Genomic DNA, 15,134 nt, shown 5'->3' with positions numbered 1-15,134 from the left:
CGGCTGTGCACAACGCGTGCCTCCCTCACCCTATCCCTGTTCCACGACTCCGTCGCGCACCGGCGGCGCGATAGACTGTCGGCTACCAGGGCCTTTAGCTCAGCTGGTAGAGCGCCACGTTTACACCGTGGATGTCGTCGGTTCGATCCCGGCAGGGCCCACCGTTACTTCTCCACCCGCATGCTCCGCGCCGGACGAGCACCGTCAGACGATCTCGAGCGTGTAGGCCAGGATGACCGCGTGGACGCGATCCCGCACGCCGAGCTTCGCGAAGATGCGGTTGACGTGCGTCTTCACCGTCGCCGGCGTGAGGTGCAGCTGCGCGCTGATCTCGGGGTTGGAGAGTCCCGAGGCGATCGCCAGGAACACGTCGTGCTCGCGTGGAGTGAGACGGTCCAGCGGCGGAGGCCGATGGTCGCCCCCGGACGCGGGGGCGCGTTGTGCGTAGTGATCGATGAGCCGCTTGGTGATGCGCGGCTCGACGACCCCGTCTCCGGAGGCGACCGTGCGGACGGCGGCGGTGAGCGCCGCGGGAGTGCTGCTCTTGAGGAGGAAGGCGCTCGCACCCGCCTGGAGGCCGCCGAAGGCGTACTCGTCGATGTCGAAGGTGGTGAGGATGATGACCCTGATGTCGGGATGTGCGGCGGTGATCGCTCGGGTGGCGGCGATGCCTCCGATGCCCGGCATGCGCACGTCCATGAGCACGACGTCGGGCCTGCACATCTTCGCCATGGCGATGCCCTCTTCACCGCTGCCGGCTTCTGCGACCACCTCGATATCGTCGGCGCTGTCGAGGACGAGCGCGTTGCCCATGCGCACGAGGGGCTGGTCGTCGACCACGAGCACGCGCACCGGAGTCGGACTCATGAGGGTTCCGTCTCGCTTTCGTCGTCGAGCCGCAGGGTGGCCGTGGTGCGCCACCCGCCCGTGGCGAGCGGTCCGCTGCTGCTGGCTCCCGCGAACGCGGCTGCGCGCTCAGCGATGCCCTGCAGCCCTCTGCCGCTGCCCTGGGGCAGTGCATCCGAGGCTGTCGCGTGTCCGTCGTCGGTGACCGTGAGCGAGACCGTGTCCCCGTCGGACTCGATCCGCACGTCGACCCGGGTGGCTCCCGCTGCGTATCGCAGGGCATTCGTGAGAGCTTCCTGGGTGATGCGGAAGATCGTGGTGCTCAGCGTCGGGTCGTCCGGGATCGCCGTGCCGACGCGGATCACGTGGACCGGGAGTCCGGCGCTGCGGAAGACGTCGACGAGCTCGTCCAGGCGGGGGAGGTTGTGACCGGAATGGTGCAGCGCCTCTGCGAGGTCTGTGTCGCTGTCGCGGAGCAGATGGAGGATGCGCCGCATGTCGGTGAGGGCCGTCCGTCCCACCCCGCTCAGATTCCGGAGCGCGGTCGCGGAGCGTTCCGGATGCTTCTCCCACCCGGTCGAGGCGCCGTCGGCAAGGGCGATCATGACAGTGAGGGAGTGAGCGACGGCGTCGTGCATCTCGGCGGCGATCCGATTGCGTTCGACGGCCCGCGCGTTCTCCATCTGCTGCTCGACGAGCGCTGTCAGCGCTTCGCGGCGCTGTCGGCGGTTCTGCACGGCCAGCCCGAGCGACAGGGCGACGAGTGCGAACGGGTCGAGAAGCAGCGGGGAGAAGGTGCGCCCCTCTGCGAACCACATGCCGAGGGCACTCAGTGCGGGGAACGTGACGCCGATCACGTAGCCGGATGCGGCGCGGGGGAACGAGCGGCGGGCGGCGAGCGCGTACAGCGCAAAGGCGAACGGGAGGCTCTGCGCTCCGACTTCGGGTGAGATCCCGCTTCCGACGGCGCCGATCAGCGCTGTGCCGCAGACGGTGAGGAAGGGTGCTCGACGGCGCCAGAACAACAGCGCGGACGCGGCGCAGGTGGTCAGGATGCCCGGCCAGAGGGGGCGCTGGTCGGTCAACGCGAGCGGAAGCGCGGAAAGGCAGAGGCTGGCGACGACCATCAGTACGTCGACGATGAGCGGATGCGTCCGGAACCAGCGCATCACGTCGTTCTGCGGCCTACCGAGGTCGCCGGCGTCGATCACCGTGCCACCCTATCGGTCATGCGTCTCGTCGTTTGAGGGTGATCGCGGCTGCGGTGAACAGGGTGATCGTCCATGCCGCGAGTACGAGATATCCGCCCCATGGTCCCATCGGATCCGTCCCGTGCGGTGCCAGAAGGAACGACCCTGCCTGGATCGGGAAGAAGCGGGTGATCTCTGTGCCGTATTCCGAGAACATCTGCGGGATCACCGGGGCGACGACCAGGAACACGATCGTCGTCAGGACCGATGCGACCACGTTTCTGATGAGCGAGCCGATCGCGATGCCGATGATGCTCAGGGTGGCCAGGTAGAGCCCGGAGCTCCCGATCAACCGGAGAGCGTCGGGCGCCTCCAGCTGGTAGCTGTATCCGCCCCCGGTGAGGATCGTCGGTGCGACGGCGAATCCGATGAGCGAGCTGATCACACCGATGACGAAGGACACCGCGGCGATGATCGTCGCCTTCGACATCAGAGCCGGAACGCGAGAGGGGATCGACAGCAGCGTCGTCCTGATCTGACCGGACCGGTACTCGTTGGTCACCAGAAGGACAGCGAGAACGGCGAGGACGACACCGACATAGCCGGTCTTGTCGACGATCATCTCCGCGTACGCGTCGTAGTCGGCCTGAGGTGAACCGCGATCGCGGAACACGTACGCCCACGGCATCGCGACGCCGTTCGCGATGAGCAGCAACAGCGCGAATCCGGCGAGTGCGATGTTCGAGGTGAGTCCTCGGAACTTGATCCATTCGGAGTGGATCGTCCCGATGAGGTCGACCCGTGCTCCTGTGCCCTGTGCCGACGTGGTGAGAGCGGTCATCATGGTCCTTTCTACGGTCCTGATCTCAATGCCCGGTGGAGGCGTACTCGACGGCGTCGTGTGTCAGGGCGTTGTAGGCGTCCTCCAGGGTCTGGTGGAGAGGTGTCAACTCCGTCAGAAGGATGTCCGCCTCCTGCGCCGCGCGAGCGATCTGCTCGGTGGTGAGTCCGTCGATCTCCAGCAGCTCTCTCTCCGACGACGTGATCGCCACTCCCGGCGTCGCGAGCCGGTTGCTCAATGCGGTCGTGTCGGTCGTGCGGACGCGGACTCTGCTCTGGCCACCGGTGGTGAGTGCGTCGAGCGGCGAGTCGGCGAGGATCTCGCCGCGTCCGATGATGACGACGTGATCCGCGATCAGTGCGAGCTCGCTGAGCAGGTGCGACGACAGGAAGACGGTGCGCCCCTCGGTCGCGAGCGCATCCAACAGGGTGCGCACCCAGGTCACGCCCTCCGGGTCGAGACCGTTCACCGGCTCGTCGAGGATCAGCGTCGACGGATCGCCCAGGAGCGCCGCGGCGATGCCGAGTCGCTGGCCCATGCCCAGCGAGAACCCGCCCACCTTCTTCCTCGCCACCGAGGTCAGTCCGGTCGCATCGAGCACCTCATCGACTCGCGATCTCGGGATGTGGTGGGTGGCCGCGATGGAGGTGAGGTAGTTCCAGGCCGTGCGTGATCTGTGGGCCGCCTTCGCGTCGAGGAGCGCACCCACCTGCTGCAGGGGATCCTGGTAGGAGGCGTACGACCTTCCATCGATGAGCGCCTGACCGGCGGTCGGTCGGTCGAGGCCGACGATCGCGCGCATCGTCGTCGACTTCCCCGCGCCGTTGGGACCGAGGAAACCCGTGACCTTGCCGGGCAGCACGGTGAACGACAGGTCTCGGACGGCGTAGCGGTCGCCGTACCGTTTGCTGAGATTGCGAACCTCGATCGTCATGGGGACTCCTTCGATCTGCCGTGTCTGATGGGCGTGCTTCCACGCTAGAAAGCCGCGGAGTCCGCTCCCACCACCCACGGGTTGATGTTTCCGGTGCGAGACCGGATGCCGGCCGCGCGAGGGAAGCCCTAGAGCGCGCGGTCCGGTTCCCGGAGAACGCGCCGCAGAACCGGACTCGTCGCCGTGAGTCCGAGCAGCACGAGCAGGACGCCGAGCACGATGCACGCGATGACGGTCACGATGAACAACGGCGCGGTGAACGTCGACACCGCCACCACGGGGGCGAACAGCACCGACGCGGTCGCGGCGGGGAGAATCGCGGCGACGAGCAGCGGAGAGGCGACGGCCGACCGGCGGGACCGTTCCATCACCCGTCTGGGCATGCCCACTCGGTCGAGAGCGACGTACAGGCGCCGGCGTTCGAGCACGGACGCAGCGTGGGTCACGCCGACGGAGCATGCCACCAGCAGGTAGGATACGGCGACCGCGGCGACGACGACCGTTCGGATGTCGCCGAAGAACACGAGTTGTTCCGGCGCCAGCACCGTGGACCCGTTCTGCACCATGTGCAGGAAGCCGAGCACCGACCCGGTCGGCACGGCGATGAACGTCGCCAGCGCCACGCCGGACACCTGCCGCCAGGCCGCCGCGGGAGACTCGAGCACGCTGCGCGCGGCGATCAGGTCCTCAGCTGTCCGGGCACGAGCGAGCCGTCGCTGCGCGACCACTCCGGTCAGGAACGGCCCGACGACGTTCAGCGCGGCCATCACCGCCACCAGCACGACCACGATCGCCACGGTGATCCCGACAGCGCCCCAGCTCGCGGACGAGAGCTGCAGCAGGATGATCCCGCCGGCGAAGACCGCGACGCCCACCAGAAGCCGGGCCCGATGTAGCCGAGGGGCGTTCGCCCGCATCCGGACACCCAGCGGCGAGACGATCACCCGGCGCAACCCCGCCGCGGCGCTGAGCGTCGACACGCCTGTCAGCGCGACGAGCATCAGGCAGAGCACCCACACCGGAAGCCAGATCTCCGCCAGCGGAGCGGACCTCCCGCCGACCGCGATGAAGGTGAGGGTGGGAGCCAGCGCTGCGTATCCGAGAAGCCCCGCGATCGCCCCCACCAGAGCGAGCAGAGATGCTTCGATCATGGTGATGCCGCGCACCCACCCCGACGATGCGCCGAGCAGACGGAGCACCGCCAGCCGGTCTTCCCTGCGGCGCACGGACAGGCGGGCCGCCGAGGATCCCATGGTCGCTGCCGGCACCACGAGCACGGCCAGGAGACCTGCTGCGAGGATCTTGTACTGCCCGAACCCGTCGTCGGGCGCGACCCAGAACAGTCTGGCCAACGCGACCGCGAAGTACGTCACCGTCCCGACCATCGCCGACGCGAGGATGGGCAGCACCAGCGTGAACGCATCACCGGGTGAGGGGCGAAGCAGCACCGAGAGCACCCTCCACCTCATCGCGCCGCCTCGTCGCCATCGATCCGACCGTCGCGCAGACGGAGCACCCGATCGCACCGCGCTGCCACGTCCTCGTCGTGCGTCACCACGACCAACGAGCACCCGCGCTCCGCGGTGGCGGCGAGAAGCGCACCGAGAACGTCGGACGCCGTGCGCGAATCGAGCGCGCCGGTCGGCTCATCAGCGAAGATCACCCGCGCCTGCGTCGCCCGCGCTCTCGCGATGGCCACACGCTGCGCCTGCCCACCGGAGAGCTGCCCGATCCGTCGTCCGCTGATCCCGTGAAGTCCCAGCTCGTCGAGGAGGTTCTCGGCTGTGTGAGCGGCTTCCGTCCTGCGCGCGCCGTTCAACAGCAACGGCAGAGCGACGTTCTCGGCAGCCGTCAGTTCCGGAATGAGCATCCCCTGTTGGAAGACGAAGCCGAACTCCGTCAACCTCAGCGCGGACCGCTCGCGATCCTTCATCGTCGCGATATCCACTGTGCCTCGTGCTGTGCGCAGCATCACCGTGCCGGCGTCAGGCCGAACGATCCCGGCGAGCACGTGAAGCAGCGTGCTCTTACCGGAACCGGATGGTCCCATGATGGCCACCGACTCGCCGTCCCGGATCGACACGGCGACAGCATCCAGGGCAACGGTCGAACCGTAGCGATGCGTCAGGTCGATGCCCGCGATTCGCGCCTCGCCACCGCACGCGCGGCCGGTACTTCTCCCGCTGATTCTCGCCATGCTGTCAACGGTAGAAACGGTCCAGATCGTCCACCACCACCCACGGGTTGATGTGGGGGCACGACCCGGCAGAGATGCCGGGCGAGGCCCCGGGCGTACTCTGGCCCGATGATGACCCGACCTCTCACGAACTGGCATTCCGCACAGGCAGAGCAGCTCACTCGCGGCGAGCGGGCGGCTGACCGGCTCCGAAACGGCATGGGCTCGTGGTTGTTCATCGGCGGGTTCCTGCTGTTCATGATCGCGTGGGCCGCGATCAACATCACCGCGGTGAGGTGGGATCCGTATCCGTACATCCTGCTCAACCTGTTCCTCAGCATGCTCGCCGGTCTTCAGGGTGCGATCCTGCTGATCGCAGCGAAGCGCCAGGATGCCATCGCGGCGGCCCTCGCCCAGCATGACTACGAGACGAACCTCGCGGCGAAGAAGGAGATCGAGGAACTGATGGAGATCAACAGGATGCAACTGACCCTGCTCCAGGAGCTTCGCAGGGAGCTTCCCTCGCGCGCCGCGCGCGGGCAGGGGGCGGACGCATGACATCGACGACGCATCCCGGTGAACCGCATCGTGGCGATCTCGCCGGGCGGCTGAACTGGCTCAGGGCGGGCGTGCTGGGCGCGAATGACGGCATCGTGTCGGTCGCGTCGCTCGTGGTGGGCGTCGCCGGCGCGACGACCGATTCCGCACCGTTGCTCGCCGCGGGCGTGGCCGGGCTCGTGGGCGGTGCGATCTCGATGGCGCTGGGGGAGTACGTGTCGGTGAGCAGCCAACGGGACAGCCAGCAGGCGCTGATCGAGAAAGAGCGCGGTGAGCTGGCATCCGACCCGGCGACCGAGCTGGACGAGCTGACGGGGATCTATGAGGCGAAAGGTCTTCGACCGGAGACTGCACGGCTCGTGGCGGAGGAACTCACCGCGCACGATCCACTGACCGCGCATCTCGAAGCAGAGCTGGGCATCACCGAGGATCACATCGTCAGCCCGTGGGCAGCGGCCGGTTCGTCGGCACTGGCGTTCGCGCTCGGAGCTCTGCTTCCGCTGCTGGCGATCCTGTTGCCGCCTCCGGAGGTTCGCGTGCAGGTCGCGTTCGCCGTCGTGCTGGTGGCGCTGGCGCTGACCGGCTTCATCAGCGCCAGAATCGGGGGGAACTCACCGCTCAGGCCGACGATCCGAGTAGTGATCGGCGGGGCGCTGGCGCTGGGGGTCACGTTCGCGATCGGCACGTTGCTGGGGACGAGCGGCGTCGCCTGACACCGGGCGAGGTCACCGACGACACCGTGCTGAGGTTCTCCGCGGCGCGGGAGGTGGACCGACGGGTCAAGGGCGACGACTGACCGTGGAGGGCGGAGAGTCGTCGACATCGCAGGGTGAGGATCCGGCAGGAAGTACCCTGTTCCGACCACCTCAAGGATCCCTCAAGACGAACTTCTTGCTGGTCTCAGACACTTTCTTGACGTACGCTTTTTCCGCGGAGACTCTGCACAGAGGGTCGAAGCCATGTAGCTGCATGTCTGGGGAGCGTCGTCGAATCGCGGAGCTCTGCGTCTGTTCTCGCTCTCATGAGCGGTCGGAACGCGGAGCATCGCTGTCGCCTCGACTCCGAACGACCTGGAATGCGCGCGGCGGAGGGGTCGCGTCATTCTCGGAGCGCTACTCGGTGTGCCATCGCGACATGTAGTTGCGGTGGCATGCGATCGACAGAACAGCACGATGCGTGGATCAGGGGCCAGGTCCGATGAATGAGTCCTGCCCCTGAACACGAAGTTGGTAAACACAAGTGCACGACGACGACATCCGCGCCATCAAGGCGGAGGTTCTCCGCACCGCGGCCGATGAGTTCCGTCGCGCGGCGGCGGCCGGTCGCGACCCGCAGTCGAACCTTCTGGCGGCTGCGCTGCTGGAGCGGCGGGCCGCACGCATAGAGGTGGGCGAGGGTGACCACTCGCAGGTCCCGGCAGCGGAGATCTCGGCAAAGACGCGCCTGCCGCGCGAGCGGCCGGACGGAGAGACGATCGCCGACTGATCCGGGCTGGTGCTGGAGTCGGAGCGTCGCCGGCTGCGAGACTGTCGGCATGGAGATCATCGAGAACTCGAAGCTCACCGTCGTCGGCGCGGGGAGCGTGGGGTCCAGCGTCGCCTACGCCGCCCTCATCCGCGGTTCCGCCCGACACGTCGCGCTCTACGACATCGCGACCGAGAAGGTGGAGGCCGAGGTTCTCGATCTCGCCCACGGCACGCAGTTCACCGGAACGAGCGACATCGTCGGCGGCAGTGACATCTCGGTGGTGGCCGGCTCCCACGTCGTCGTGATCACGGCCGGCGCGAAGCAGCGCCCTGGGCAGACGCGCATCGAGCTGGCGGAGGTCAATGCCGGCATCATCCGCACGATGATGCCTCAGCTGCTCGAGGTCGCGCCGCACGCCGTGTACGTGATCGTCACGAATCCCTGTGACGTGCTGACGGTGTTGGCCCAGGAGGAGACCGGGCTTCCGCCCGAGCGGATCTTCGCCTCCGGAACAGTGCTCGACACCTCCCGGCTGCGGTGGAAGCTCGCCGAGCGCGCGGGTGTGTCCACGGCGAGCGTGCATGCGCACATCATCGGCGAGCACGGCGACACCGAGTTCCCGCTGTGGTCGCGCGCCACGATCGGAACCGTGCCGATCCTGGACTGGGAGATGCCGGGGTATCCGCGGATCAGCCGCGAGGAGCTCGACGCGATCGCGATCGACGTGCGCGACGCCGCCTACAAGGTGATCCAGGGCAAGGGCGCGACCAACTATGCGATCGGACTGTCGAGCGCGCGCATCGTCGAGGCGATCCTGCGCGACGAGCATGCCGTGATGCCCGTCAGCACGGTGCTGCGCGACTTCCACGGGCTCGACGGCGTGGCGCTGTCGGTGCCCTCGATCGTGAGTGCGACCGGCGCCATCCCGATCCGGAACACGACCTTCTCCGACGAGGAGCTCGGTCTCCTGCGCCATTCCGCCGACGCTCTCGCCGGCGTCGCCGCGTCACTGCGCGGCTGAGTCCGACCAGGGCGCGGCGGCCCGGTCATCTCCCGTGCGGGTCGAGGTGGTTCAGTGTCGCCACCACCTGCGCATAGTCGCCGCGGGCTTCTCCGTATCGGAGGAACTTGACGTTCTCGACCTGGATCTCGGTCGCCTCGGGGTGCGTCTCGATCAACTCGACGACCTCGCTGACGAAGTCGTCGAGCGGCATCGCGAACGCACTCTCCTCCTGACCCGGCATCAACGACGTCCGCACGGCCGGCGGTTCCAGCTCGACCACCTTCACGCTGGAACCGGCGAGCTGCAGACGGAGCGATTCGCTCAGCATGTGGATCGCGGCCTTGCTGGCGTTGTACGTCGGCGTCGCGCGCAGCGGGGTGAAGGCGAGGCCGGAGGAGACGGTCATGATCGTGGCATCCGGCACGCTGCGCAGATGCTCGATGAAGGCGCCGATGAGCCGGATCGGCCCCAGGACGTTGGTGGTGACGGTCTGCTCCGCCGTCTCCAGGAAACCGGACGGTGTCGACCAGTCCTCGACGTGCATGATGCCCGCCATCGTGATGATCACGTTCAGGTCCGGATGCGCGTCGATCACCGCGCGGGCGGCTGTCGCGATGCTGGCGGCATCGGTCGTGTCGATCGGCACCGTGTGCAGGCCGGACCCGTCCGCGGCGATCGCGTCGAGCAGCGCGGTGCGCCGGCCGCCGACGATCACCGTGTTGCCCTTGGCGCGGAGCTGGTGAGCGAGTGCGAGTCCGATGCCACTGGTCGCCCCGGGGATGAAGATGGTGTTTCCGCTGATGTTCATGACTCCACTCTCCAGCCGGGGCCCTGATCGCTCCAGAGAGCGTCGATCCAGGGATCGGCCGTCCCTGGATGCGGTCAGCGGTGCGGGGGATACTGCAGGGATGGATCGAGATGCACTGGCCGAGTTCCTGCTGCGGCGGCGCGAGGCCCTGAGCCCGTCCGACGTGGGCCTGAGCGCAGGGGTGCGACGCCGTACCGTCGGGCTGCGCCGCGAAGAGGTGGCGCAGCTGGCTGCGATGTCGACGGACTACTACACGCGTCTCGAGCAGCGACGCGGTCCGCAGCCGAGCGCCCAGATCCTGGCTTCACTCGCTCGCGCATTGCGATTGACGTCGGACGAGCGCGACTACCTGTACCGCGTCTGCGGTCACAGCGCACCTGACAGGGTGGGTGCCACCGACTACGTGCGTCCCGGCATCCTGCGCGTGCTCGACCGTCTGCACGACACCCCCGCCTTCGTAGTCTCGGTGCTCGATGAAGTACTGGTGCAGAACGAGACCGCCCGTGCCCTGCTCGGCGATGCGAGTGCGCTGACCGGCCTCGACCGCAGCGGCATCTACCGCTGGTTCGCGCGCCCGGAGGAGGAACGTCGGCGGTATCCCGAAGAGGCTCACGCGCGCCAGAGTCGTGCGCTCGTCGCCTCGTTGCGCGCGGCGCACGGTGTGCTGGGCACACGCTCCCGCGCGGCCGACATCGCCAAGGAGCTCGTCGAGCGCAGCGCGGAGTTCGCAGAGCTCTGGAGCATCCACGAGGTCGGGCGTCGCTTCGAGCAGCACAAGGTGCTGATCCACCCGGAGCTCGGAGCGATCGAGGTGGATTGCCAGGCGCTGTTCACCGAAGACGAGTCCCAGGCGCTCATCGTGCTCACCGCCGCCCCAGGGAGCGAAGCGGCGAGCAAGCTCGAGCTCCTCCGCGTGATCGGCACCCAGGTCGTCTGAGCGCGACCCGTCTCAGGACTCTTTGTGCGTGCGGGGGTCGGCGCCGAACAGGCGTCCGTCCGCGCGACCGAGGGCGGTGATCGCCGCGACCTCTGCGTCGTCGAGCACCACTTCGGCGGAGGCCAGGTTGGAGATCTGGTGCTCGAGCGACGACGCCTTCGGGATCGAGACGGTGCCGCGGGCGACATGCCAGGCGAGCACGGTCTGCGCGGGGGTGATGTCGTGCGCCGCCGCGACATCGATGACGGCCTGTTCCTCCAGGAGCGCGCGGGCCCGACCGAGCGGGCTCCAGGCCTCGGTGAGGATGCCGTGCTCGCGGTGATACGCGATCTGCTCCTCCTGCGGGAAGAAGGGGTGGACCTCGATCTGGTTCACGACCGGTCTCACACCGGTCTCCTTCTCGATGCGCTCCAGGTGCTCGGGGAGGAAGTTCGAGACGCCGATCTGCCGCACGACGCCGCGGGCCTGTGCGTCGACCAGCGCGGCCCATGCCTGCACGTACTCGTCCTGGCTGGGGTTCGGCCAGTGGATCAGGTGCAGATCTGTGACGTCGAGGCCGAGTCGTGAACGGCTCTCCTCGATGCTCGTGCGTGCCTTCTCGGAGGGATGGTGGCGACCGGGCAGCTTGGTCGTCACGATGATCTCGTCACGGGCGACGTCGGACTCGGCGACGCCGCGCCCGACGGAGCCCTCGTTCTCGTAGTTGAAGGCGGAATCGATCAGTCGGTATCCCGCGCCGATCGCGCCGGCGACGGCTGCCGCTCCGGCATCGCCGTTCAGGGCGTAGGTGCCCAGACCGATCGCCGGCAGGGCGAAGCCGTTGTGTGCGGTGAACGAGGGGATGACGGGCTGAGTGCTCACGATGCTCCTTCTGACGTGTGCCCTCAGCGTACGCTGGGGCGGTGACGACGACGGGCCGCGTTGCGGCACATGACGAGGCGCCGGACGACTCCGCGCGCTGCCCCTGCAACTCGGGCGATCTGTTCGGGGCCTGCTGCGCTCCACTGCTGCGCGGTGCTGCCGCGCCGACCGCGGAGCGGTTGATGCGTTCGCGTTACACGGCATTCGTGGTGGCGGACGTGGAGCATCTGAGCGCCACCTGGCATCCCTCGACGCGGCCGCGGACGCTCGAGATCGAGCCCGACCTCGAATGGCGACGGCTGGTGATCCTTGCCCGCGACGGTGGCGGCCCCTTCGACCACGAAGGCGTCGTGGAGTTCGAGGCGTACTGGCGCCAGGGCGAGGCTCGCGGGTCCTTGCGTGAACGCAGCCGCTTCGTGCGGGAGGACCGCCGATGGCTCTACCTCGACGGCGATGTGCGGTGATGGGCGAGAGTCATCCCAGAGGATAGATTGGGACAGTGAACTCCAGCCCTGAGAAACAGCGCATCCTGCTCGACATCGCCGACCTGGATCGGCGGATCGCGCAGGCGGAGCGTGCCCGCACCACGCCGCCGCAGGGTCCGCGCATCACGGAACTCGTGGCCCAGCGCCAGGAGCAGCTCCGCGAGCTGACCGCGCTGACCGGAACGCGCGACGATGCGCGCACCGAGCTCACGCGCCTCGAGTCCGACGTCTCGCTCGTCGAACAGCGTCGAGCGCGCGATGCCGGACGCCTCGCTACCGCGACCAATGCGAAGGAGGCGCAGGCCCTCGAGCATGAGCTGGCGAGCCTGGCGCGCCGTCAAAGCGACCTGGAAGACGCTGAGCTCGACATCATGGGCCGCCTGGAGGAGGCGGAGGCCGCCGTCGCCGCACAGCAGGCGCTGATCGACACGACCACGGCCGAGGGCACAGCGCTCACGACGCAGGCCAAGGCCGATGTCGCCGCCGCGACCGACCTCATCGCGCAGCTCGGACGAGACCGCGCCGCCATCAGCGCGGGTGTCCCCGAAGACCTGTTCGCCGAGTACACCCGCCGTGTGGCCAACAGTGCCGGCGCTGCACTGCTCACCCGGGGCACCTGCGAGGGCTGCCGCATCGTGCTGCCCGGCACCGACTTGAACGCCATCCGCCGCGCCGCCGACGACGCGGTCCTGTTCTGCCCGGAGTGCGGCTGCATCCTGGTGCGCACCGAGGAGTCCGGCATCTCCGCATGAGCGGGGCGCCTGTGCGGCGACGATGAGCGCACCGTCGCCCGCTGAACGGCGGATCGCCCTGATCGCGGTCGGCGGAAGCCGCTACGTCGCGGTCGAGGTCGACGACGCCGACGAGGAGCAGTCCAGGGTCGTCCTCACCGCGGCCGAACTGGCTGCGTGGGTGCGGGATGCGGAGGCAGCCGATTCCCCGCGGTGGATCATCCGGAGCGCCAGAGACGTCTATCCCGCGCTGCTCGCGGCCGACGTGCGCATCGCGCGCTCGCACGATCTGCTTTTGTGCCACGCGATCCTGCGCGACACCGCCGCAGTCACCTCGCCACTGGCCGCATCCGCCGCCTGGGAGCGGAAGGAGCCGACCGATGCGGCGCCGGCACTGTTCGACGTGCTGGACGACGAGCGGGGAGAGGATCCGGTCGTGGAGGTGCTCGAGCAGTTCCGGTCGCAGCGACGTGTGATGAGTGCGGCCGCGGACGGACGGCTCACGCTGCTGTGCGCTGCGGAGTCCGCCGGCGGGCTGATCGCGGAGGAGATGCGGGTCGCCGGACTCCCGTGGAACGAGCAGGTGCACGATCGGATCCTGACCGACACCCTCGGCACGCGCCCGATAGCCGGGGGCCTCCCGAGCCGCATGGTGGAACTCGGCGATCAGGTGAGGGCGATCCTCGGAGACGCCAATCTGCACCTCGACAGCCAGCAGAAGCTGCTGCGGGCGCTTCATCGCGTCGGAGTGCACGTCGAATCCACGAGCAAGTGGGAGCTGGCCCAGCACGAGCATCCGGTCGTCGAGCCGCTGCTCGCCTACAAGAAACTGTCACGACTGCTGAGTGCGAACGGGTGGGCATGGTTGGCGGAGTGGGTGCACGACGGTCGTTTCCGCCCTGTGTACATTCCCGGCGGAGTCGTCACCGGGCGCTGGGCCTCGGCGGGAGGGGGAGCGCTGCAACTGCCGCGCAGTCTTCGCCCGGCCGTGCGCGCGGACCAGGGCTGGACGCTGGTGGTCGCGGACGTCGCGCAGCTCGAGCCGCGCATGCTCGCCGCCATGGCGGCGGACGAAGCCATGGCCCGTGCCGCTCGGGGTCGCGATCTCTACGCCGGGGTGGTGGAGTCCGGAGCCGTCGGCACGCGCGAGGAGGCGAAGTACGCGGTCCTCGGCGCGATGTACGGAGCGACCACCGGCGACAGCGGACGCCTGGTGCCGCGGCTGCGCAAGGTCTATCCACGGGCCATGGCGCTCGTCGATGCCGCCGCGCGCACGGGCGAGGACGGCGGGATCGTGTCGACCTGGCTGGGGCGCTCGTCGCCGCGCCCGTCCGACGAGTGGATGCGATTGCAGTCCGAGGCGACTTCCGCGGATGCCGACCCTGCAGTGGTCGCCCTCGCACGTCGGCGCGCCCGCGATTGGGGGAGGTTCACGCGCAATTTCGTGGTGCAGGGGACTGCGGCGGAGTGGTCGCTCATCTGGTTGGCGGAGATCCGACATCGGCTGTCGCAGTTCGAGGAGACCTTCGCCGCCGCTGAACCGTCCGGGCCGTTCTCGCGGATGCCGCATCTCGCCTTCTTCCTCCACGACGAGGTGATCCTGCATGTGCCGGAGCAGCATGCGGAGGAAGCGGCCGCCGCAGTGCAGGAGGCCGCCGTCACCGCGACGCGACGACTGTTCGGCAACTTCCCGATCGACGTCCCGCTCGATCTGCGCATCGCGATGTCCGCCGACAAGTAGCAGCGCCGTAGACTGGACATGCGAATGGGTCGGCTGGACGGTCGCGTGGCGGGAGACCGCACCGAGGAACGTCCGGGCTCCACAGGGCAGGGCGGTGGGTAACACCCACCCGGAGCAATCCGCGAGACAGTGCCACAGAGAGTAGACCGCCCTTCGGTTCCCTGAGCTTGTCGAAGGGCCCGAAGGGTAAGGGTGAAAGGGTGGTGTAAGAGACCACCGGGGGTCATGGTGACATGGCCCGCCAGGTAAACCTCGCCCGGAGCAAGGTCAGACAGAGGATGTTGACGCGGCTCGCCGAGTCCTCGGGTAGACCGCTGGAGCGGCACGGCAACGTGTCGCCGAGAGAGATGGCCGTCGAAGGGGCGAAGAACCCCGGAACAGAACCCGGCGTACAGGTCGGCCCATTCGCATACACCGACCTGACCGGGTTCTTCCCCGGACCGTCTGAGTTCGCGCGCCCGAAGACCATCGGGAGGCGATCATCGGGAGAGTGTGCGGGCGCACGTCAGCCTCGCGCTATGTCGCTCGCGGCCGCCACTTCGCTAATATGAGGGGT

16 protein-coding genes, 1 tRNA gene and 1 other RNA gene are annotated in these 15,134 nt (G+C 68.4%); 10 read left to right on the top strand and 8 right to left on the bottom strand.

Features of this window, described 5'->3' with window-relative positions; all coding sequences use genetic code 11:
• The first annotated feature begins 88 nt into the window (after nucleotides 1-88).
• Nucleotides 89-161: transfer RNA gene (locus tag ACIOVG_RS12875), tRNA-Val, on the top strand.
• A gap of 43 nt (nucleotides 162-204) precedes the next feature.
• On the opposite strand, the gene ACIOVG_RS12870 is transcribed toward ACIOVG_RS12875, so the two are convergent.
• From ACIOVG_RS12870 to ACIOVG_RS12845, 6 genes are all read right to left on the bottom strand, one after another.
• Nucleotides 205-867, bottom strand: a complete 663-nt coding sequence (locus ACIOVG_RS12870) for a response regulator (RefSeq protein WP_400873928.1) — start codon at nucleotides 865-867, stop codon at nucleotides 205-207.
• Nucleotides 864-2,057, bottom strand: a complete 1,194-nt coding sequence (locus tag ACIOVG_RS12865; RefSeq protein ID WP_400873925.1) for a sensor histidine kinase — start codon at nucleotides 2,055-2,057, stop codon at nucleotides 864-866. Before ACIOVG_RS12865 ends, ACIOVG_RS12870 begins: the two co-directional genes overlap by 4 nt.
• A 16-nt stretch (nucleotides 2,058-2,073) precedes the next feature.
• Nucleotides 2,074-2,880: an ABC transporter permease gene (locus tag ACIOVG_RS12860; RefSeq protein ID WP_400873922.1), complete on the bottom strand. Its 807-nt coding sequence runs from the start codon at nucleotides 2,878-2,880 to the stop codon at nucleotides 2,074-2,076.
• 22 nt (nucleotides 2,881-2,902) lie between these two features.
• Nucleotides 2,903-3,811, bottom strand: coding sequence for an ABC transporter ATP-binding protein (locus ACIOVG_RS12855; RefSeq protein ID WP_400873919.1), 909 nt, complete (start codon nucleotides 3,809-3,811; stop codon nucleotides 2,903-2,905).
• Nucleotides 3,812-3,939: 128 nt separating this feature from the next.
• Entirely contained in the window at nucleotides 3,940-5,280 is a 1,341-nt protein-coding gene (locus ACIOVG_RS12850) for an FtsX-like permease family protein (protein ID WP_400873916.1), read from the bottom strand.
• Complete coding sequence (locus ACIOVG_RS12845) at nucleotides 5,277-6,008, bottom strand: ABC transporter ATP-binding protein (RefSeq protein ID WP_400873913.1); 732 nt, start codon at nucleotides 6,006-6,008, stop codon at nucleotides 5,277-5,279. Before ACIOVG_RS12845 ends, ACIOVG_RS12850 begins: the two co-directional genes overlap by 4 nt.
• Before the next feature lie 111 nt (nucleotides 6,009-6,119).
• Between ACIOVG_RS12845 and ACIOVG_RS12840 the strand changes: the two genes are divergently transcribed.
• The 4 genes from ACIOVG_RS12840 to ACIOVG_RS12825 all read left to right on the top strand — a co-directional run bounded on the left by ACIOVG_RS12840 (nucleotide 6,120) and on the right by ACIOVG_RS12825 (nucleotide 9,033).
• A complete protein-coding gene (locus tag ACIOVG_RS12840) occupies nucleotides 6,120-6,545 on the top strand; it encodes a DUF1003 domain-containing protein (RefSeq protein ID WP_400874786.1) in 426 nt (141 codons plus the stop codon).
• Nucleotides 6,542-7,258 carry a VIT family protein gene (locus ACIOVG_RS12835; protein WP_400873910.1) on the top strand — a complete coding sequence of 239 codons (717 nt, stop codon included), beginning with the start codon at nucleotides 6,542-6,544 and terminating at the stop codon, nucleotides 7,256-7,258. Before ACIOVG_RS12840 ends, ACIOVG_RS12835 begins: the two co-directional genes overlap by 4 nt.
• Before the next feature lie 526 nt (nucleotides 7,259-7,784).
• Nucleotides 7,785-8,030, top strand: a complete 246-nt coding sequence (locus tag ACIOVG_RS12830; protein ID WP_400873907.1) for a hypothetical protein — start codon at nucleotides 7,785-7,787, stop codon at nucleotides 8,028-8,030.
• 49 nt (nucleotides 8,031-8,079) lie between these two features.
• Nucleotides 8,080-9,033, top strand: coding sequence for an L-lactate dehydrogenase (locus ACIOVG_RS12825; RefSeq protein WP_400873904.1), 954 nt, complete (start codon nucleotides 8,080-8,082; stop codon nucleotides 9,031-9,033).
• Nucleotides 9,034-9,058: 25 nt separating this feature from the next.
• Here the strand turns inward: ACIOVG_RS12825 and ACIOVG_RS12820 are convergent, their stop codons facing one another.
• Nucleotides 9,059-9,823: an SDR family oxidoreductase gene (locus ACIOVG_RS12820; protein ID WP_400873901.1), complete on the bottom strand. Its 765-nt coding sequence runs from the start codon at nucleotides 9,821-9,823 to the stop codon at nucleotides 9,059-9,061.
• A 100-nt stretch (nucleotides 9,824-9,923) separates the two neighbouring features.
• On the opposite strand from ACIOVG_RS12820, the gene ACIOVG_RS12815 reads away from it, so the two are divergent.
• Nucleotides 9,924-10,760, top strand: coding sequence for a helix-turn-helix transcriptional regulator (locus ACIOVG_RS12815; RefSeq protein ID WP_400873898.1), 837 nt, complete (start codon nucleotides 9,924-9,926; stop codon nucleotides 10,758-10,760).
• A 12-nt stretch (nucleotides 10,761-10,772) separates the two neighbouring features.
• Here the strand turns inward: ACIOVG_RS12815 and ACIOVG_RS12810 are convergent, their stop codons facing one another.
• Entirely contained in the window at nucleotides 10,773-11,621 is an 849-nt protein-coding gene (locus ACIOVG_RS12810) for an aldo/keto reductase (protein ID WP_400873895.1), read from the bottom strand.
• Nucleotides 11,622-11,662: 41 nt separating this feature from the next.
• On the opposite strand from ACIOVG_RS12810, the gene ACIOVG_RS12805 reads away from it, so the two are divergent.
• From ACIOVG_RS12805 to rnpB, 4 genes are all read left to right on the top strand, one after another.
• The gene (locus tag ACIOVG_RS12805; RefSeq protein ID WP_400873892.1) at nucleotides 11,663-12,085 is read left to right on the top strand and encodes a YchJ family protein; all 423 of its coding nucleotides are present in this window, start codon (nucleotides 11,663-11,665) and stop codon (nucleotides 12,083-12,085) included.
• Between the two features lie 35 nt (nucleotides 12,086-12,120).
• Nucleotides 12,121-12,858, top strand: coding sequence for a zinc ribbon domain-containing protein (locus tag ACIOVG_RS12800; RefSeq protein ID WP_400873889.1), 738 nt, complete (start codon nucleotides 12,121-12,123; stop codon nucleotides 12,856-12,858).
• Between the two features lie 22 nt (nucleotides 12,859-12,880).
• Nucleotides 12,881-14,578, top strand: a complete 1,698-nt coding sequence (locus ACIOVG_RS12795; protein WP_400873886.1) for a bifunctional 3'-5' exonuclease/DNA polymerase — start codon at nucleotides 12,881-12,883, stop codon at nucleotides 14,576-14,578.
• Between the two features lie 25 nt (nucleotides 14,579-14,603).
• Nucleotides 14,604-14,986, top strand: an RNA gene (gene rnpB, locus ACIOVG_RS12790) — RNase P RNA component class A.
• The last annotated feature ends 148 nt before the right edge of the window (nucleotides 14,987-15,134 follow it).

This window comes from Microbacterium sp. NPDC087591 (genome assembly GCF_044743625.1).
GTDB lineage: Bacteria > Actinomycetota > Actinomycetes > Actinomycetales > Microbacteriaceae > Microbacterium.
Note: the sequence above shows the minus strand (reverse complement) of the source record. Positions and strands in the feature narration are given on the sequence as shown.

Coding starts and splice junctions, on each gene's coding strand:
- ACIOVG_RS12845 (WP_400873913.1), bottom strand. CDS start 6,008: ATGGCGAGAATCAGCGGGAGAAGTACCGGCCGCGCGTGCGGTGGCGAG.
- ACIOVG_RS12840 (WP_400874786.1), top strand. CDS start 6,120: ATGACCCGACCTCTCACGAACTGGCATTCCGCACAGGCAGAGCAGCTC.
- ACIOVG_RS12820 (WP_400873901.1), bottom strand. CDS start 9,823: ATGAACATCAGCGGAAACACCATCTTCATCCCCGGGGCGACCAGTGGC.
- ACIOVG_RS12860 (WP_400873922.1), bottom strand. CDS start 2,880: ATGATGACCGCTCTCACCACGTCGGCACAGGGCACAGGAGCACGGGTC.
- ACIOVG_RS12855 (WP_400873919.1), bottom strand. CDS start 3,811: ATGACGATCGAGGTTCGCAATCTCAGCAAACGGTACGGCGACCGCTAC.
- ACIOVG_RS12815 (WP_400873898.1), top strand. CDS start 9,924: ATGGATCGAGATGCACTGGCCGAGTTCCTGCTGCGGCGGCGCGAGGCC.
- ACIOVG_RS12850 (WP_400873916.1), bottom strand. CDS start 5,280: ATGAGGTGGAGGGTGCTCTCGGTGCTGCTTCGCCCCTCACCCGGTGAT.
- ACIOVG_RS12870 (WP_400873928.1), bottom strand. CDS start 867: ATGAGTCCGACTCCGGTGCGCGTGCTCGTGGTCGACGACCAGCCCCTC.
- ACIOVG_RS12835 (WP_400873910.1), top strand. CDS start 6,542: ATGACATCGACGACGCATCCCGGTGAACCGCATCGTGGCGATCTCGCC.
- ACIOVG_RS12825 (WP_400873904.1), top strand. CDS start 8,080: ATGGAGATCATCGAGAACTCGAAGCTCACCGTCGTCGGCGCGGGGAGC.
- ACIOVG_RS12795 (WP_400873886.1), top strand. CDS start 12,881: ATGAGCGCACCGTCGCCCGCTGAACGGCGGATCGCCCTGATCGCGGTC.